This window comes from Desulfarculus baarsii DSM 2075, assembly GCF_000143965.1.
GTDB lineage: Bacteria > Desulfobacterota > Desulfarculia > Desulfarculales > Desulfarculaceae > Desulfarculus > Desulfarculus baarsii.
In genome coordinates this window covers 1,576,735-1,594,604 of the sequence record NC_014365.1, presented here as the reverse complement: position 1 = coordinate 1,594,604, position 17,870 = coordinate 1,576,735, and the positions used below count along the sequence as shown (strand labels likewise).

18 protein-coding genes and 1 tRNA gene are annotated in these 17,870 nt (G+C 66.3%); 7 read left to right on the top strand and 12 right to left on the bottom strand.

Going from position 1 to position 17,870, the window contains the following annotated elements; all coding sequences use genetic code 11:
- Positions 1 to 81: 81 nt before the first annotated feature.
- Together DEBA_RS07135 and hisB are read right to left on the bottom strand one after the other, a co-directional pair.
- Positions 82 to 738, bottom strand: coding sequence for a hypothetical protein (locus DEBA_RS07135; protein WP_013258248.1), 657 nt, complete (start codon positions 736 to 738; stop codon positions 82 to 84).
- Positions 739 to 767: 29 nt separating this feature from the next.
- Positions 768 to 1,355 (bottom strand): imidazoleglycerol-phosphate dehydratase HisB, encoded by a 588-nt coding sequence (hisB, locus tag DEBA_RS07130; RefSeq protein WP_013258247.1) that lies wholly within the window; start codon positions 1,353 to 1,355, stop codon positions 768 to 770.
- Between the two features lie 231 nt (positions 1,356 to 1,586).
- Here hisB and DEBA_RS07125 point away from each other — a divergent pair.
- The 3 genes from DEBA_RS07125 to DEBA_RS07115 all read left to right on the top strand — a co-directional run bounded on the left by DEBA_RS07125 (position 1,587) and on the right by DEBA_RS07115 (position 2,845).
- A tRNA-Ala gene (locus DEBA_RS07125) sits at positions 1,587 to 1,662 on the top strand.
- A gap of 170 nt (positions 1,663 to 1,832) precedes the next feature.
- Positions 1,833 to 2,366, top strand: a complete 534-nt coding sequence (locus DEBA_RS07120) for a tetratricopeptide repeat protein (RefSeq protein ID WP_013258246.1) — start codon at positions 1,833 to 1,835, stop codon at positions 2,364 to 2,366.
- A gap of 50 nt (positions 2,367 to 2,416) precedes the next feature.
- Complete coding sequence (locus tag DEBA_RS07115; RefSeq protein WP_013258245.1) at positions 2,417 to 2,845, top strand: hypothetical protein; 429 nt, start codon at positions 2,417 to 2,419, stop codon at positions 2,843 to 2,845.
- Here the strand turns inward: DEBA_RS07115 and DEBA_RS07110 are convergent.
- The 5 genes from DEBA_RS07110 to DEBA_RS07090 form a co-directional block, all read right to left on the bottom strand.
- Positions 2,842 to 3,156, bottom strand: a complete 315-nt coding sequence (locus DEBA_RS07110) for a hypothetical protein (protein WP_148227809.1) — start codon at positions 3,154 to 3,156, stop codon at positions 2,842 to 2,844. The genes DEBA_RS07115 and DEBA_RS07110 overlap by 4 nt on opposite strands.
- 22 nt (positions 3,157 to 3,178) lie before the next feature.
- On the bottom strand, positions 3,179 to 3,697 hold the full coding sequence (locus DEBA_RS07105; protein WP_013258243.1) for a hypothetical protein: 519 nt from the start codon (positions 3,695 to 3,697) through the stop codon (positions 3,179 to 3,181).
- Complete coding sequence (gene rdgC / locus DEBA_RS07100) at positions 3,697 to 4,320, bottom strand: recombination-associated protein RdgC (protein WP_013258242.1); 624 nt, start codon at positions 4,318 to 4,320, stop codon at positions 3,697 to 3,699. Before rdgC ends, DEBA_RS07105 begins: the two co-directional genes overlap by 1 nt.
- Before the next feature lie 66 nt (positions 4,321 to 4,386).
- Positions 4,387 to 5,739 carry a TldD/PmbA family protein gene (locus tag DEBA_RS07095; RefSeq protein ID WP_013258241.1) on the bottom strand — a complete coding sequence of 451 codons (1,353 nt, stop codon included), beginning with the start codon at positions 5,737 to 5,739 and terminating at the stop codon, positions 4,387 to 4,389.
- Entirely contained in the window at positions 5,729 to 7,189 is a 1,461-nt protein-coding gene (locus DEBA_RS07090) for a TldD/PmbA family protein (protein WP_013258240.1), read from the bottom strand. The genes DEBA_RS07095 and DEBA_RS07090 overlap by 11 nt, the downstream gene beginning before the upstream one ends.
- A 127-nt stretch (positions 7,190 to 7,316) precedes the next feature.
- Between DEBA_RS07090 and DEBA_RS16940 the strand changes: the two genes are divergently transcribed.
- The gene (locus tag DEBA_RS16940; RefSeq protein WP_013258239.1) at positions 7,317 to 8,102 is read left to right on the top strand and encodes a lytic transglycosylase domain-containing protein; all 786 of its coding nucleotides are present in this window, start codon (positions 7,317 to 7,319) and stop codon (positions 8,100 to 8,102) included.
- A gap of 128 nt (positions 8,103 to 8,230) precedes the next feature.
- Positions 8,231 to 8,551, top strand: coding sequence for a hypothetical protein (locus DEBA_RS07080; RefSeq protein ID WP_013258238.1), 321 nt, complete (start codon positions 8,231 to 8,233; stop codon positions 8,549 to 8,551).
- Here the strand turns inward: DEBA_RS07080 and murJ are convergent.
- The gene (gene murJ / locus DEBA_RS07075; RefSeq protein ID WP_013258237.1) at positions 8,548 to 10,116 is read right to left on the bottom strand and encodes a murein biosynthesis integral membrane protein MurJ; all 1,569 of its coding nucleotides are present in this window, start codon (positions 10,114 to 10,116) and stop codon (positions 8,548 to 8,550) included. The genes DEBA_RS07080 and murJ overlap by 4 nt on opposite strands.
- A gap of 117 nt (positions 10,117 to 10,233) precedes the next feature.
- On the opposite strand from murJ, the gene rpsT reads away from it, so the two are divergent.
- A complete protein-coding gene (gene rpsT, locus DEBA_RS07070; RefSeq protein WP_013258236.1) occupies positions 10,234 to 10,500 on the top strand; it encodes a 30S ribosomal protein S20 in 267 nt (88 codons plus the stop codon).
- Here the strand turns inward: rpsT and holA are convergent.
- From holA to DEBA_RS16935, 4 genes are all read right to left on the bottom strand, one after another.
- The gene (gene holA, locus DEBA_RS07065; RefSeq protein WP_013258235.1) at positions 10,497 to 11,546 is read right to left on the bottom strand and encodes a DNA polymerase III subunit delta; all 1,050 of its coding nucleotides are present in this window, start codon (positions 11,544 to 11,546) and stop codon (positions 10,497 to 10,499) included. The two genes, rpsT and holA, sit on opposite strands and share 4 nt — an antisense overlap.
- Before the next feature lie 20 nt (positions 11,547 to 11,566).
- Complete coding sequence (gene lptE, locus DEBA_RS07060) at positions 11,567 to 12,079, bottom strand: LPS assembly lipoprotein LptE (RefSeq protein WP_013258234.1); 513 nt, start codon at positions 12,077 to 12,079, stop codon at positions 11,567 to 11,569.
- 67 nt (positions 12,080 to 12,146) lie between these two features.
- Positions 12,147 to 14,639, bottom strand: coding sequence for a leucine--tRNA ligase (gene leuS, locus DEBA_RS07055; protein ID WP_013258233.1), 2,493 nt, complete (start codon positions 14,637 to 14,639; stop codon positions 12,147 to 12,149).
- Positions 14,640 to 14,858: 219 nt separating this feature from the next.
- The gene (locus DEBA_RS16935; RefSeq protein ID WP_013258232.1) at positions 14,859 to 16,829 is read right to left on the bottom strand and encodes a methyl-accepting chemotaxis protein; all 1,971 of its coding nucleotides are present in this window, start codon (positions 16,827 to 16,829) and stop codon (positions 14,859 to 14,861) included.
- A gap of 165 nt (positions 16,830 to 16,994) precedes the next feature.
- Between DEBA_RS16935 and DEBA_RS07045 the strand changes: the two genes are divergently transcribed.
- Positions 16,995 to 17,858, top strand: a complete 864-nt coding sequence (locus DEBA_RS07045) for an amidohydrolase family protein (RefSeq protein WP_013258231.1) — start codon at positions 16,995 to 16,997, stop codon at positions 17,856 to 17,858.
- Positions 17,859 to 17,870 lie beyond the last annotated feature (12 nt).

The following is a 17,870-nucleotide window of genomic DNA, read 5'->3' as shown; positions in this document are numbered from 1 at the left end:
GCCGGGGGCGCGACTTGTTGGCAGCGCGCCGGCACGGGCCAGCGACGTCAACGCTCCACGCGAATGCTATCTGAGTCGCGACTATTTGACCGCGGCCTGCTGGGGCCAGGGGAACGACTCCAGCGCCTGCTCGGCGCCGATCTGGCCCAGTTCGTCGGCGCTGTACCAGCGCAGGCCGTATTTCATGTATTGGCCCAGGTCCAGCAAATTCTGGCTGAGGGCCTGCTGCTGTTGGTCAAAGACGCCCGACCAGGCGATCATGCCGTCGGTCGAGCGCACCAGAAGCAGGTTGAAAGTAACCGCCGCCGGCTTTTCGGCCGAGGCCTCCGAGCCCTCGCGCTCGGTGAAACGATAGACAAAGCCCACCAGCACGGCGTCGACCTGGAGCTTGGCGCCAAGTTTGGCGATCTGTTCCAGGCTGGGGCGGGCGGCTTGGCGGCCATAGAGCTGATCGTAGGCCAGGCCGGCCTGGCTAACCGGCACGACGCGCAAGGGCGGATGGGCCTTGAGCGCCTTTTGCAGGCTCTCGGCCAGGCTCAGTTCCGCGCCCTGGGCCATGGGCCCGGCGGTGTAGAGCGAGCCGTTGAGCGGGCAAGTGGCCCGCGATGGCTCGTCGGCGTCGGGGGCGACGCGCTCCACGGGCAACAGGGCCACGCTGCGCGGCTCCCACTTTTTTTGGTCCTTGCCCTGGGGCGGTTGGGTGGTCTGGCAGCCGGCCACGGCCAGCAAGGCCGCCATCAACGCGATCCAGGCGAAGCGAAGAGTTCTCACAGCATCCCCTTGGTGGACGCCACGCCGCCTTGGCGGGGGTCCATGGCCGTGGCCTGGTCCAGGGCGCGGCCAAGCGCCTTGAACGCGGCCTCCAACATGTGATGATCGTTAGAGCCGTAGTGCAAAATGACGTGCAGGGTCAGACCGGCGGCATTGGCCAGGGCCCGCAGGAACTCCTCGGCCAGTTGGCCGTCGAAAGCGCCCACCGCCCCCGGCAGGCGCGCCGCCTCCAGGCGCATGAACGGCCGGTTGCTCAGGTCGACCACCACCTGGGCCAGGGCCTCGTCCATGGGCACGAAGGCGCCGCCATAGCGGGCCACGCCCAGCTTGTCGCCCAGGGCCTGGCGCAGGGCCTGGCCCAGGCAGATGCCCACGTCCTCGACGGTGTGATGGGCGTCGACGTGCAGGTCGCCCTTGGCCGTCACTTCGAGATCGAAACGGCCGTGAAAAGCGATGTGGGTGAGCATGTGGTCGAAAAAGCCCACGCCCGTGTCTATGCGCGCCTCTCCCCGACCGTCCAGGTCCAGGCGGAGGCTGATGGCGGTCTCGCGGGTTTCGCGTTTTATCGTCGCCGTGCGGCCCATGAAAAACCCCTGTCGACGTGTGGTTGCGCGCGGCGTCGGCCAGCCGGGACGGCGGCCCGTTTCGCCTGGAGGATGCTAGCACGCCAAGGCCGCCGTGTCGAGTGGCTCGCGCGCCATCGGCCGGGCCGACAATTTTTTCACGCCCCACAAAAGCGCGCCCGCCACGGTTGACTTTGCCGCCGCTGGCCGGTATAAACTTGGCTGCGTTAAATCGCAGCCAACGACGATCTTGGGGCCGTAGCTCAGCTGGGAGAGCGGCGCGTTCGCAACGCGCAGGCCGGCGGTTCGATCCCGCTCGGCTCCACCACAATCGATCATCCGCGCCGGGCCGCCAGTGGCCCGGCTTTTGTTTTTCATCCGGGCCGCGATGGGTCCGGCTTTTGTTTTTCCGAGCAGTCGGGGGTTGTTGCCAGGGGCGGCTGGCTGTGCCAGAATTGGGCCGGCAAAAATCCTCATTTTTTGGATGGGAGCAGGCAGATGAAATATTTTCGCCCCATGACCATCGCCCTGACGGCCCTGGCCTTGGCCGTTACCATCACCCTGACCATGACCACCGCGTCCGGGGCCGATCAGGCCCAGCAGGTCAAAAAGGTCGTCGAGGCCGAGCAGTCGGGTGATTATCAAAAGCTGCTGGCCGCCTGCAACGCGGCCCTCAAATCAGGCCAGCTTGATTGGGCCCACGAACTTTACGTCCAGCAGAATCGGGCCATGGCCTACTATGTCCAGCACAAGTTCGACCTCTCGGCGGCCGATTTCAGCCGCATCATCGACAAGCGCGAGCGGGTCATCGCCTACTACAGCCTCAACGCCGACGAGCAGATATACAAAGTGCTGCGCCAAATGCTCACCGCGGCCTACCTCATGCGCTCGATCATCAACGAACAAATCGGCAAAACCCAGCAGGCCCTCGACGACCTGGAGGCCTATTTCAAGGTCAGCCAGGTCAATCCCGACAAGACCGACCTGGAACGCCGCCGCAACCTGAAAAAGAAACTGGGTCAGTTGAAATAGCAGGCCGCCACGGCCACGCCTTCATCGTTGCAATCAGCAGGAGCATCGTTATGGGTCAGATCAAAGGCGAAAAGCAATTGGCCAACCTGTTGGCCGATTGGCCGGAATTTCAAGACGAACTGCGCGAGGCCTTCGTGTCCCTGAAGGATTACGCGGCCAAGCTGCCCGGCGTGGTCATGGAGTTCATCGCCCGCCCCGGCGTGAGCAATTCCCTGCGGCTGGATCTGGAGCCGCGGCCGGCCGGCCGCCAGCGGCCGCTGCTGGCCATGATCGACGCGGTGCCCATGGAGGGCATGATGATGCTGTCGGTCTGTTTTTTCGCCGACGAAGTCGACGACCCCGAGGAACGCGGCGACCTGATCCCCGGCGGCCTGATGGGCTCCGACGGCTATTGCTTTGACCACGACGGCCAAGAGCCCGACATGACCGACTATTTGAAGCGGCGCATCAAGGCGGCCCACGCCAAGGCCGTCGCCTAGGGGCCGCGCCGCCGACGCGCCGCCCGGCCCACCAGCCAGACGATCAGCGCCAGCACCAGCGGCACCCACCAAAAGCCGGCCACGTTGGCCCGTTCCCAGACCACGCACAGGCCCATGGCCCACTGGGGCGGGCCGTCGCCCATGATCGTCTGAACCAGCCGGGCCGCTGGCGCATCTTGCGCCAGCAGCGCGGCGTAACGCACGATCGTCTCGCCCTGGCTCATGGGCCCCAGGCCGCGGGCGGTGATGAACAACAGCAGCCCCAGGCTCAGCGCCAGCACGATCATCGCCTGAAAAAGCAACCTGGCCATCCTCGTCAACCCCGGCCGGCCCCTACTCCGGGCCGGCCGCCCACGCCTTCATGGCCGCCAGCAGCGCCGGGCCCTGGCCCGCGTCCAGGCGTTGGCGCAAAAACATCCGCAACAGGCCCTCGATCACGCCAAGCAACGTGTCGATCAACGCGATGCGCTCCAGAAACAGGCCCTCCACGCCGTCCTCGCCCGGCGCCGTCGGCGGCAGGCGCAGGGCCGACAGGCCCAGGTCGGCCGCCCGCAGGCTGGCGGCGAACTCCTCGCCGTTGATCTCCAGATGCAGGCGCATCGCCTCCACCAGTTTGCCCCGACGCAAGGCCTCCCTGGCCTCGGCCAGCGACGCCTCCTGGCCGCGCACGGCCACGCGCACGCCCTCCTGGCCTTGGGCCGGCCCCAGCGCCAGGCGATCGCCCAGCATCAAGAGCACTTCCTCGCCGCTTTCCAAAACCACCTGCTGCCTGGTCTCGCCCAAAAACCACAGCCAGGTCAGAAACTCCTGGCCCACGAACAAATATTGATCCAGCGCCTCGCGCACGTCCATCACGCCGCCTCCCCGCCGCTCAAATCCCACGGCGCGGCCTGTTCCAGGCGCTCGATGAGCGCCGGCTCGACCAGCAGGGCCCGCGCGGCCAGATAGGGCACGCGGGGGGTCAGCTCCACGTTGAAGCAGCGCCGGAAAAAGTCCTCGAACAGATCCAGCGCGCTCCGCGACGAGCCGCCGAACCAGACCCGATTGCGGCCCGTGTCCCAGACCACATCGTAGGTCTGGGTCGATGGCGGAATGCGCCGCAGCAGCTCCAGGCGCACTTTTTCCTTCAGCGTCTCGCGCTCCTCGCGGGAGATGGCCTGGCCGTCGCGCATCTGCTTGACCTTGCGCAGCTCCAGGCGATGATACTTCTTCAGCACGCCCGCTGGCAGCTTGCGCTTGTCGACGCGCAGGCCCAGGACGATGTAGGGGTCGAGGGCGTAGGCGGCGTAGGCAAAGCCCGTGTCCATGAAATCGGCCGCCGAAACCCAGCCGATCGATTGCTCGTCGGCGCTGTTTTCGATCTCGCGAAAGGCGAACGTCCTGACGCGCTCGTCGATGAAATCGGCCCAGCCCTCGGCCCGGCGGCCGCCCACGTCGTAGCGCGTCAATGTCGCGCTGCCCTTGAATATGCCCATGGCCTCTCCGGCGGAATAATAAATAAAACCCCTGGCAGCATAACCCAGCGACCGGCCAGGGGCAAGCTAAGCCCCGGCGATCATCGCCTCATCGAACAACAAACTGGGCGTGGCCAGGCGCGAATAGGCGTAAGGGTCGTCGCCCACCGCCGCCAACGAACGCCACAGATCGTCGTAGTTGCCGGCGATGTTCATGCCCTCCACCGGGTGGGCCACCCGGCCGTTTTCTATCCATAACCCACGGACGCCAAAGGAAAAATCTCCGGTGGTCCCATTGAAGTTGCCGCCCAGAAAGCCGGTGACGGCCAGGCCGCTGGGCATGTCTTCGAGCATTTGCTCGAAGCCGCCGGCGCGGCTGGGGGCAAACTTCAAGTTTGTGCTCGAACCTGCCGTGGGGGCCAGGCCCAGGCGCTTGGCGTAGTAGGTGTCCAGAAAATAAGCGCGCAGCGCCCCGCCCTCGATCACCTGGCGCGGCTGGGCGGCCAGACCCTCGCCGTCAAACCAGCGCGAGGCCAGGCCGCCCGGCTCCAGGGGCTCGTCGCGCATGTTCAGCAGCGGGCTGGCCAAGCTTTGGCCCAGACGGTCGGCCAGATAGCTCTGCTTTTGATCCAGCGCCGCGCCGGCCAGACAGCCCAGAATCTCGCCTACCAGGCGGCCGGCCACGCTGTTTTCCACCAACAGCCGACCGCGCCCGGTTGGTCCGGGCCGACCGCCCAGTTGCCGCCGCGCCCGCTCCACGGCCTGGGCGGCCACTTGCTCTTGCCTGGCACGGTCGGTCATCTGGTCCAAAGCGCGGCCCAGGTGGTGCCAACTGGCCAGTTGACGCGCACCGCCGCGTTGGTCGTCCAGCAGGGCCACCGTGCAGCCGTGATAGCACGATGTTTCTTCCTGTACGCCCATGAATCCGTCGCTGGTGGCCAACAGCTCCAGGCCGCTCTCGCCGTGGGCCAGGCCCTGGCGGCTGATCAACTTGACGCCGCCGCGCTGGGCCCGCTCCAGGGCCAGTTCGTCCATGCGCCTGGCCAAGGCCAGCCAAAAATCAGTGGGCGCCTGGGCCACGGCAGGATCATGAAGCCGCAGGTCCGGGCCGGGCGCGGTCGGCGTCAGTTCCTTGGGCGGCAAGGCGCGCAGGGGATCGGGCTCCAGCAGGCGGGTCATGGCCACGGCGCCCTCTACAAAGGCCCGCAAGGCCTCGTCGCGCAGGTCGCTGGTGGCGTGCGCGCCGTAGCGGCCGTCGACATAAAGCCGAACGCCAAGCGACATCTTGCCGGCGGCCTTGGCCTGCTCCAGTTGGCCGTCACGAAAGGTGGCCTTGACAAAACGAACGTCGGAGACGCTGGCCGCCGCCTGTTGGGCGCCGGCGCGGCGGGCGGCCTCCAGGGCCAGGCTGGCCCGGCCGATCATCGGTTCAACACTCACTGGTCCCTCCCACGTTGATCGACGAAACCAGGGTGGTGGGCATGCCCTGGCTCACCGGCACCGATTGGCCCAGCTTGCCGCAGACAAAGCCGCCGCGGGCCAGCTCCAGGTCGTCGGCGACCATGGTGATGCGGCCCAAGACCTCGGGCCCGTTGCCGATGATGTTGACGTCGCGCACCGGATAGGCCAGGCGGCCCTTTTCGATGGCCCAGCCGCTCTTGACGTAAAAGCTGAAGCTGCCCGCGCCGATGTCGACCTGGCCGTTGGTGAACTGCACGGCGTAGAGGCCTTTGTCCACGGCGGCGACGAGTTCCTCGGGCTTGTGGGGGCCGGGGGCCATGAAGGTGGCGCGCATGCGCGGCATGGGCGCGAACTCGTAGCTCTGGCGGCGGCACGAGCCGGTGGTTCTGGTATTGAACCAGGCGGCGCTCATGTTGTCGTGCAGATACGAGCGCAGAACGCCGTTTTCGACCAGCACCGTGCGTTGGCTGTCCGAACCCTCGTCGTCGAAGTTGATGGCCCCGTGGGCGTGGTCGATGGTCCCGTCGTCGATGACGGTGACCTGGGGGCCGGCCACGGTCTGGCCCAGGCGGCCGGCGTAGAGCGACACGCCCCGGCGGTTGAAGTCGGCCTCCAGGCCGTGGCCGATGGCCTCGTGCAAAAGGATTCCGGCCGATCCGGCGGCCAACACCACCGGCATCTGGCCGGCGGCCAGGGGCCTGGCCTCGAACAGGCGCAGGGTGTCGGTCACGGCCCGCTCGGCGATCTGGGCCAGGTTTTGCGCGGAAAACAGCTCCAAGCCCGCCCGAGCGCTGATGTCGTGATAATTGCTCTGGCGCTCACGGCCCTGCTGGGCCACGCAACTGGCCCGCAGGCCGGCCCTGGGCCGCATGTCGGCGCGCTTTTTGCCGTCGGAACAGACGATCATCACCCACGAGGTGGAGTCCTTGAGTTGGGCCATGGTCTTGACGATGCGCGGATCGGCCCCGCGCATGCCCTCTTCCACGCGGCGCAGCAGGTCCATGCGCTCCTGATGGGCCGCCTCATGCCACGGTCGGGTCATGGGATAAAGCCCCAGGCCCGGCGTGAGGCGCGACGCGGGGATCTCCAGGCCACGCGCGCCGTGGGCCATGGCTTGGCCGCCGTCGGCCAGGGCGGCAGCGCTCTCGGCGGCGCGGAGCATGGCCGCCATGTCCAGGGCCTGGCAAAAGGCGTAGCCCACCCGTTCGTCCTTGACGACCCGCACGCCCAGGCCCAGGTTCACGCCGGTGAAGGCGCGGTCCACCCGGCCGTCCTCGCTGACGATCAGGTTCGATAGCGTGTGCTGGAAATAGAGCTCGGCCCACTGGCCGCCCCTGGCCAAGGCCCGGCCCAGCAGGGCGCGGCAGTCTTCGTCGGTGACGCCAAAATTGCGCCTGAAATAATCATCGGGGCCATGGTGGCCGTTCATCGTTTCCTCCCTTTGCCGGTCGCTTAAGTTTGACTGGCCCGACCCGGCCGCGCAAGGGCGGTTTGGCCCGTTTTTTGCGAGGTCCATGTTCGCGGACAAGCACCAACCTGGCTACTTGGAGGCAATCATGGCCATCGCACCCACCAGCGGCGTGAGCACCAACCGGCCCATCAGCGGCGCGACCGCCAGCGGCCAAGGTCACGACCTGGCCGCGTTGATCCGGGCGGCCAGCCAGCGCGGCGACGAGAAGCTCTTGGCCAAGCTGGCGGAACTAATGATCAATCAAAGCGCCATCCGCATCGGCGGCGGCGGCGCGCCCAGCGCCGCCGCGCAAGCGCCTCCAGCCGGCCAAACCGCCGGAGCCCGGGCCAAACTCTATGGCCTCGCGCCAGACACCGCCGTGGAGGTCAGCTCGCCGGCCCAAGCCGCGCCCCAGGTCAACGCCGAACCAGCGGCCGAAGACGAAAACTTGACGCCAGCCGCGCCGCAACCGGGCCTGGCCCAGCGGGCCTATCGCCAAAAGCTTGACGACATCGTGGTGCGCGCGGCCAGGCGGCACGGCGTCGATCCCCACCTGGCCCGCGCCGTGGTCACCGCCGAAAGCGATTTCAACCCCGCGAGCACCTCGCCGGCCGGGGCCATGGGCCTGATGCAGCTCATGCCAGAGACCGCCCGCGATCTGGGCGTCAGCGATCCCTACGACCCCGAGCAGAACGTCGACGGCGGCGTGCGCTATCTGGGCCAGATGCTTTCACGCTTCGACGGCAGCGTGGACAAGGCCCTGATGGCCTACAACTGGGGGCCATCCAACGTGGAGCGCCAGGGCCGTCCGCCGGCCGAGACCCGCGCCTATCTGCAAAAAGTCATGCGCCTGCGCCAACTCTACGCCGAAGGCTTCAGCGCCCGGGCCTGAAAGCCGCCAACCTCCGCTTGACGAACGGCCCCGGCGGTCATATTTTCTTGGGGCGGCCGGCGGCCATCGCCGATAGCCGTCAACATTTTGACCATAAGCGGGCGGCCCGGCCCGATGGGAGAACGTAAATGCCAAAACAGCCGGTCAACCAGGATGACTACGTCTGGGTGATCACCGTGACCAAGCGCTTCGAGGACGTGGCCAAGGACTGGGAAGAAAGTCTGCTGGGCCTGGCCGACGACCAGGGCAATCAGTTCGTGCCCGTCACCACCGAGCGCGAGGCGGCCCAAGCCCTGCTCTACAAATTGCCGCCCGAGCCGGACAAGATGGTCGAGCGCCAAGTCGAGGCCATGAACAAGGACTTGGTGCGCCAGCAGGCCCAGGAAGGCGGCTTCGACGTCTATCTGGTCGACGGCGCGGGCCGCATTTTGGGGCAGTTGGAGGCCTAACGCCGCCGCCGGCCCAGCACGGCCCACAACTCGGCCAGCTCCTCCATGCCCAGCAAACGGGCCGCCAGCAGGTAGGAGACCATGCCCACCACCAGCGCCGCCAACGGCCGGACGGTCTGGCGCGCCACGCCCGCCTCGCCCCAGATCGGCGCGTAGGCCGTAAGCCCGATCAACAGCCCCATGATCGTGGCGGCCGCCGCGATTTTCAGGCACGAGCGCCGCAGCCGCCGGCCGCCCAGGGGGCCGGTGCGCCGGCGCAGCAGCCACAGCAGGGCCAGCAAATTCACCGCCCCCGAGATCGACGTGGCCAGGGCCAGGCCGGCGTGGCCCAACGGCCACATCAAAAGCAGGCTGGCCGCCACGTTGACCACCAGACAGCCGGCCGCCACCTTGACCGGCGTCTTGGTGTCCTTGAGGGCGTAAAAGGTCTGGACCACCGCCCGCAGCCCGGCAAAGGCCCACAAGCCCAGGCCATAGCCCACCAGGGCGTTGGCCGTGGCCGCGGCGCTTTCGACGCCGAACTCGCCGCGCATGAACAAAAGCTCGACCAGCGGCCGGGCCAAAACCACCAGCCCCACCATCGACGGCACGGTGATGAAAAGCGTCAGCCGCAGGCCGTAGCCCATGGTCTCCACCAGGCCCTGGCGATCGGCGTCGGCGGCCTGGCGCGACAGGCTGGGCAAAATGGCCGTGGAGATGGCGATGGCGAAGATGCCCAGGGGGAATTGGATCAGCCGGTCGGCGTAGTACAGATAGCTGACGCTGCCGCTGGCCAACAGCGAGGCCAGTTGGGTGTTGATGAAGACGGTGATCTGATAGACCGCCGCGCCAAAGGCCGCCGGGCCCATCAGGCGCAGCACCCGTCGCAGGGCCGGATCACGCGGCCGCCACAACGGCCGCAGGCTCACGCCCCTGGCCCGCAGATAGGGCAATTGCAGCAGCAATTGGCCCAGACCGCCCAAAAGCACGCCGATGGCCAGGCTCAGCACCGGCGGGTCCAGGCGATCGGACAAAAACAACGCGCAGCCGATCACGCACAGATTGAACAGGGCTGGCGCGAAGGCCGGCGCGAAAAAATGACCCAGCGAGTTGAGCACGCCGCTGGCCAAGGCCACCAGGCTGATGAAAAAGATGAACGGCAGGCACCAGCGCGTCAGCAGCACGGCCAGGGTATGGGTTTCCTGGCCTGGCGTGAAACCGGGGGCGATCAGCCGCACGATGGGCTCGGCAAAGATCACCCCGACCAGGCAGACCACCACCAGCGCCAGGGCCAGCAGCGTGTAGGCCGAGCGGGCCAGCAGGTCGGCCTCCTCGCGGCCTTTTTTGCGCAGCACCTCGGTGAACACCGGGATGAAGGCGATGGTCAAACTGCCCTCGGCGAACAGCCGCCGCAGCAGGTTGGGGATGCGAAAGGCCACGAAAAAGGCGTCGGCCGCCGCCGATGCGCCAAAAAAATAGGCCGTGGCCAGATCACGCGCGAAGCCGCACAAGCGGCTGGCCAGGGTGGCCATGCCCACCACCCCCGCCGCCCGGGCCACCTTTTGTTTTTCACCAGATGTCGACACGGATAAACCCCTTGACAGGCGCGGCTTGAGCCGTTAAATGTTGGGTCTTGATGCGAGCCCGCACCGCGTTGACGACGCCTCTGGCGCATAATACTATCGTTTTGGAGGAGCCCCCAAGTGGCCAATCACCAATCCGCCCTCAAAAGGGCCAGGCAGAGCGAAAAACGCCGTATCCGCAACAAGTCCGTGCGCACCAACCTGCGTCGCACCATCCGCACCGTGCGCCAGGCCGTCGAGGCCGGCGATGCGGCCGTGGCCCAGCAGGCCCTGCAAGCGGCCATCCCGGTGATCGACAAGGCCGCCAGCAAGGGCGTGATCCATCGCAACAACGCCTCGCGCAAGATCTCGCGCCTGGCCATGAAGGTCAACGCCCTCAACGCCTAAGCGTTCTTTCCGCGCCGCGCGTCGGCGCTTGGCATGCGGCATAGGTCCATGATCAGGCGCTCGACGATGGCCCGATCGGTGGCGGGCGAGGACTTCAAGGCCATATCGGCTTGCAACAGCCGGGCCAGCCTAGCGCTGAGCCCGGTTTTGCTTTCACGCCTGGCCCGGCCCAGCAGCGTCTGGGCGGCCTGGGGCGGGATACGCATCTGCCGCGCCACTTGGCGCTCGTCGCCGCCGCGCTCCAACAGGCGCGACGCCTCCAACACCTGTCGAAACATCCGCTGCACCATGGCCAGCACCCGCACCGGCGCTTCGCCCAGGGCGTGCAACTGGTTGAAGGCCGTCAGCGCCCGATGCAGGTCGGCCGCGGCGATGGCGTCGGTCAGGTCGAAGATGGTGCTCAGGCGACCGCCGCCCAGCACGGCGCGGGCGTCGTCCAGACCGATCTCGGGCCGCTTGCCCACATAGAGCGAAAGCTTTTCGACCTCGGAATCCAGCGCGCCCAGGCCCAGCCCGGCCAGTTCGGCCAGAAAGGCCGCCGCCGATGCGCTCAGGCGCTTGCCGCGGACTTTGGCCCGGCCCTGCAACCAGGGCGGCAGTTGGTTGGGATAGAGCTTGGCGAAGACATGCACCCGGCCGCGTTGCTGCAAGAGCTTGGCGAATTTGGTGCGGGCGTCCAGCTTGGCCCCGGCGAAAACCAGGCAGGCGCTGGGCGGCGGGTCTTCCAGGTAGCCGACGAACTCGCCTAGCTGCGCGGCCTTGTATTGATCGGCGTCCAGCACCAGCACCAGCCGTCGACGACCCAGGAAAGGCAACGTGCGGGCGCTTTCCAGCACCCTGGCCGGCGGGGTGTCGGCGGCGTGGAAGCGCTCGGTGTTGAGCGCGGCGTTGGGGCCGAAGGCCGGACATTGGCAAAAGGCCTCCACGCCATGGCCGACGAGAAAGTCCTCCTCGCCGAATACGCCATAGAGCGGACCCGGTTCGCCACCGGCCAGCTCGGGCCAGGGGAGCCCCGCCGGCCCCTGGCCCGCGCCGTCTGCTGACATGTTTTACGCGCCTTCGCGGCTTAGAAGTTCTCGAACACCCGGTCGTGCAAGGTCTCGGCCAGGTCGGCGGCCAACTCGGTGATGGCCATGCGCTTGCTGCCCTCGTCGGAGACGTTGCTGCCGGTGATCAGGTAGGTGCGGTTTTGGCGCAGCTTGTTTTCCTTCCACAGCACCTTGCCGTCACGCACGCGCACCAGCTTGGCGTTGACGTAGATGGTGATGCGCCGCTGGCGGCTGGATTCGGCGGTGGTCAAGGACACGTCGGTGAGGGAGATGCCCACCAGCGTCGCCCGCAGGACGGCGTCCGCCTCGCCCTCGGGCACGATGCGCACGATCTGGCTGCGGGTGAACTGAGCAATGACCGCATCGGTGAATATGGTCTCTATCCGGACTTCGGCCGTGTTGTTGGCGAACACCGGCACCGCGATGCTGTGCACATCGGGCGGCAGGTTGTTTTGCCCATTGCGGAAGCCGTAGCCGCAACCGCTGATTACCAAAGTCAAAACAAACAACCCAAACAAGGCCTTCTTCACCGGAGCCTCCCGTTCTCGCCTGGGGCCAAGGGCCCGTTGCACCACGTCGCCGTCGGCGGCGACGGGTTTAGATTACGATATTGACCAACCTGCCCTGCACGACGATGACCTTCTTGACCACCGCCTCGCCCAGGAACTTGCGCACCTTGGGGTCGGCCAGGGCAGCTTGTTTGAGGGCCTCGTCGTCGCTTTGGGCCGGCAGCATCCGCTTGCCGCGCACCTTGCCGTTGATCTGGAAGACCACTTCCTTTTCGGCCACGACCAAGGCCGCCTCATCATAGACCGGCCAGGCGACATTTAGCAAGAATTCTGCGTGGCCCAGGCGGCTCCAAAGTTCGTCGGCAATGTGCGGGGCCATGGGGCTGATCAGCACCACCGCCGCCTCCACCGCCTCGCGCAGCACCGCCGCGCGACGGGGGTCATCGGCCAAAGCCGCGTCCTGCTCGACCAGGCTGATCTGGTTGATCAACTCCATCAGCGCGGCGATGGCCGTGTTGAACTGGAAGCGGTCGGTGTCCTCGGTCACTTTTTTGATCGTCTCGTGGGCCTTGCGACGCAGTTCGCCCAGCGGCCCGTCGCAGGGCCCGGGCCGTTCGCCGGCGGGCGTCTCGGCCACGGCCAGGCCCAGCCGCCACAGCCGGCCCAGAAAACGATGGGCCCCTTCCACGCCCTGGTCCGACCACTCCAGGTCGCGCTCGGGCGGGGCGGCAAAGAGCGAAAACAGGCGCACCGTGTCGGCGCCGTAACGGGCCACCATGTCGTCGGGGTCGACCACGTTGCCCTTGGACTTGGACATCTTGGCGCCGTCCTTGATCACCATGCCCTGGGTCAGCAGGTTCAGGAAGGGCTCGTCGACCTTGAGCATGCCCAGGTCGCGCAGCACCTTGACGAAAAACCGCGAATAGAGCAGATGCAGCACCGCGTGCTCGATGCCGCCGACGTATTGATCCACCGGCATCCAGTAGTCCACCCGCGCCGGGTCCAGCGGGCCGTCGACGTAGTCCGGGCAGGCGTAGCGGGCAAAGTACCACGACGACTCGACAAAGGTGTCCATCGTGTCGGTCTCGCGCCGGGCCGGGCCCTGGCAACACGGGCAGGTGGTGTTGACCCAACCCTCCAGCAGCGGCAGCGGTGAACCGCCCGTGGCCGGCAGTTGGGCGTCCAGGGGCAGCACCACCGGCAGATCCTCCACGCGCGCCGGCACCAGGCCGCACTTGTCGCAGTGGATCATCGGAATCGGCGCGCCCCAATAACGCTGGCGGCTGATGCCCCAGTCGCGCAGGCGATAGTTGACCGTCAGCTTGCCCAGGCCCTGTTCGGCCAACCACTGAGGGATGGCCCGCTTGGCTTCATCGCTGGTCATGCCGTCGAACTGGCCCGAGCCCACCAACCGGCCGTAATCGGTAAAGGCCCGCTCCATGTTTTCCACGCCCTGGGGGCCGTCGGGCCCGACGATGACCTCCACCAGTTCCAGGCCGTATTGCTTGGCGAACTCGAAGTCTCGCTGGTCGTGGGTGGGCACGGCCATCACCGCGCCCGCGCCATAGTCCATCAGCACGAAGTTGGCCACGTACACCGGCATGCGCCGGCCATTGACCGGGTTGAGGCAATAGGCCCCGGTGAAAACGCCTTCTTTTTGCTTGTCGTCGGCCCGGTCGGCGAATGATTGGCGACCCACCCGGTCGATGAAGTCCTTGACCTGGGCCTCGCGGCCGGCGGCGGCGGCCAGTTCCAGGGCCATGGGGTGCTCGGGGGCCAGGCTCATGAAGGTGGCCCCAAAGATGGTGTCGGCCCGGGTGGTGAAGACCTTGACCGCCTCGTCGCGGCCCTCGATGGGAAAATCGATCTCGGCGCCGTGTGATTTGCCGATCCAGTTGCGCTGCATGGTCAGCACGCGCTCGGGCCAGCCGGGCAGCTTTTCGGTGTGGTCCAAAAGCTCCTGGACATAGTCGGTGATGCGGAAGAAATAGCCGTGCATCTGCTTTTTCTGCGCCTCGCTGTCGCAGCGCCAGCATTTGCCGTCCTCGACCTGTTCGTTGGCCAAAACGGTCTGGCACTTGGCGCACCAGTTGACCAGCGATTTTTTGCGATAGACCAGGCCCTTTTCCCACATCTTGATGAAAACCAACTGCTCCCAGCGATAATAGCTGGGGTCGCAGGTGGCCAGCTCGCGCCGCCAGTCGTAGGAAAAGCCCAGCTTTTTCAACTGGCCGCGCATGTAGGCGATGTTTTCGTAGGTCCACTTGGCCGGGTGGGTGTGGTGAGCGATGGCCGCGTTTTCGGCGGGCATGCCAAAGGCGTCCCAACCCATGGGATGAAGCACGTTGAAGCCGCGCATGCGCTTGAGCCGGGCCAGGGCGTCGCCGATGGAGTAGACCCGCATGTGGCCCATGTGGATGCGCCCGCTGGGATAGGGAAACATCTCAAGCAGGTAATATTTGGGTTTGGCCGGGTCTTCGTCCACGTCGAACAGGCGGCTTTCGGACCAGCGCCCCTGCCAACGGGCCTCGACCTCGGCCGGGTTGTAGCGTTCTTCCTTGATGGTCTTGTCTTCAGCCATGGTTGATATTCATTCCAGCCTGGAGGCCGCGGCGAGGGCCGCCGCCCCAAAAAATGGGCGTAGTTGTTGTGTTCCCGCCTGGCTAGACGGTTCTGCCGTTTCTATCACAGCCCGCGCAAGTTGTAAACCGCCACCAACGGCGGCGCGACGGCAAGAAAAGGCCCCGGCGAAGCGCCTTCACCGGGGCCGTAATTCCGCCAGCCGCGGCGGTGACCGGCTCTATTTGGGCGCGGGCAGCTGCTTGAGGCCGTTGGCCACGGCCTGGGTCAGCTTGCCGAACTTGCCTGGGGCCGCGCCGCCGGCCGGCGTTTGGTCGACCGGCTCGCCTGCGCCGTGCATAAGCCGTTGCAGGTCGCGGGCCACGTTCTGCACGGTGCGGGCCTGGGCCTCCATCTCCTCGGCGGCCGAGGCGGCCTCCTCGGCCTGGGCGGCGTTGCGCTGGACAACCGAATCCATCTGGTGCAAAGCCTTGCTGACCTGCTCGATGCCCTGGGCCTGCTCGCCGCTGGCCACCGAGATCTCGCTGATCAGGCCGGCGGCCTTTTGCGAAGCGCCGGCCACGGCCTGGAAGCTGTCCTTGCTGCGGCCGACCAGCTCGGCCCCCTGGTTGATGCGCCCGACCACCTCGTCGATGAGCTTTTGCGTGTTGCGGGCCGCGTCGGCCGAACGCATGGCCAGATTGCGCACCTCGCCGGCCACCACGGCGAAACCGGCCCCGGCCTCGCCGGCCCGGGCGGCCTCCACGGCGGCGTTGAGGGCCAGGATGTTGGTCTGGAAGGCGATCTCGTCGATGGTCTTGATGATCTTGCCGATCTCGCGGCCGGCGTCGGCGATCTGGCCCATGGAGCCGGCCATCAGCTCCATATCCTGGCCGGCCTGGTCGACCATCTTGCGGGCCTGGCCCATGCTGCCGTCGGCCTGGTTGGCGTCGACGGCCGTCTTTTTGGTCATCGACGACATTTCCTCCAGCGAAGCCGACGTTTCCTCCAGGGCCGCGGCCTGCTGGCTGGAGCCCTCGGCCAGGCTCTGGGACGAGGAACTGAGCGTGGCCGCCGACTGGCTCATGCGCTGGGCCCCCTCGGTCAGGGCGCTGATGGAGCGCTTGAGGGGCTTGGCCAGGCTGCGGCTGAGCACCAGACCAAAGGGCGCCATCACCAATACCGTCAACCCCAGCACCAGCCAGGCGGTCAGGTTCATCTTGCGCACGCCGGCCATCATTTCATCTTCGTAGACCGCCACGCCGATGACCCAGTCCCACGGCTGGAAGGTGGCGTAGCACAGCTCCATGGCCCGGCCGTCGGCGTCGTCAAGCTTGATCGAGCGCACCTGGCCGGCCGCGCCCTTGTCGTCCAGGGCCTGGACCATCTGGCCGAACATGGCCTTTTGCTCGCCCTGACCCAACACGTTGGTCCCGGCCAGCTTGGGGTGGACGATCATGTCGCCCTGGCGGTTGAAGACGAAGGCAAAGCCCGAGTCGTAGACCTTGATCTTGCGAAAGGCGTCCAGCAGGCTTTTGGTCGAAAGCTCGGGCACGCCCACGTAGAGCCCGCCGACCACCTTGGCGTTGACGTCGATCATGGGTTTGTAGGCGGTGATGTACCAGCCGTCGACCACGAAGGCCCGGCCGCGATATTCCTTGTTGGCCAGCAGGGCCTGGGCCACGGGCGAGGAGGCGGGCATGTAGGTGCCGATGGCGCGCTTGTCGCCCATGGCCACGGTGGTCGAGACGTTGAGTAGGTCACCCTGGTCGTTCATGCGCTGAAAAAAGGCCGCCTCCGAGCCCACCAGGCTTTTGATGCGATCGACGGCCTCGAAATTCTTGGAAATGATGTGGTCGCCGGCCTGCAACAGGGGCAGCTCCAGCTCCTGGCTCTGCTTGGTGTCCTGGTTGGTCACGGTCCACTTGGTGGTCTGGTCGGGGCTGATGGCCATGGGCGCTTCCCAGGAAAACTGGTTGAGCACGTTGACGGCCACCTTCAGGTCGCTGTCGACCTTTTTCTGCAATAGTTCTTCCTGGGACTGACATATGGCCCGCAGGTTGGTGGTGATGTGCTCCAGATCCTGCTGCGCGCTTTTCTGGATATCGCTGGCGGCCAGGTAGCTCAAGAGTAGTATCACCAAGGCCATTGGCGCCAACGAGGCCAACACTCCGCTGAGAATCTTGCCGCTTATGCCGATGCGAAGAGCCATAGCATGCACCCCCTTGCCCAGATGGACAAACTCTAGGTCAAACCGGAACGAACTCCCCCAATTGACAGCGGGTCCCGATTTGGCCATAGTTGACTCGCGCCCTGAACGAGCTTACTACATCGCAGAAAGCGATTGCCACCCAGATATTACGGGGTCGTTATAGAAATGATTATCGACGCGCACTGCCATGCCTTTTTACCCGAGGATCTTGAAGCACTAGTTCAGAAACTCACAATTTTGGATCATCAACTACCCGATGACAATCCTCACAAATGGCGGCTGGACATGGGCGGCGCGCTGGAGGACGTGTTGGCGGCCCAGGACGCCTGCGGCGTGGATGAATTCGTCTTGCTGCCGGTGACCAGCCGGCCCGAGCGCGTGACGGCCATGAACCGTTGGGCGGCCCAGGCGGCCCGCGAACACGACGCGATCATCCCTTTTGGCACGCTGCTGCCCGGCTGCGACGTGAGCGCCGAACTGGCCCTGATGGCCGAGTTGGGCCTGCGCGGCATCAAGCTGCATCCGTTTTTGCAGCGGTTTCGCCTGGATGACCCGTTGGTTCTGCGCATGTTCGACCAGATCGATGATTCCGGCCTGCCGGTGCTCATCGACACCCTGCAAGACGATGGTCTGCTGGCGGCCAAGCCGCATATGACCGGCCTGGTCGAGGCCTTCAACCTGCACGGCTGCCAGGCCCACGAGCTATGCGCCGTGGCCGCGGCCCACCCGCGCACCAGATTCATCGCCGCCCACGGCGGCAGTTGCTACGGCTGGGACCAGATCGACCAGCTCAACCGCCTCGACAACGTCTATTACGACCTTTCGTGGATCGGCTACCTGATCCCGCCCGAGCAGGTGGTGGCCATCGTCCGGGGCAAGGGGGCCGAGCGGGTGGTCTACGGCTCCGACGCCCCCTTCCGCAGCCCCGGGCCATATCTGGAGTGGTTCATGGGCCTGCCGCTGACGGCCGGCGAACGCGAGATGATCCTGGGCGGGACAATGCGCGATTTGCTGGCGGGCGGGGCCTGACAATTCCCGCGC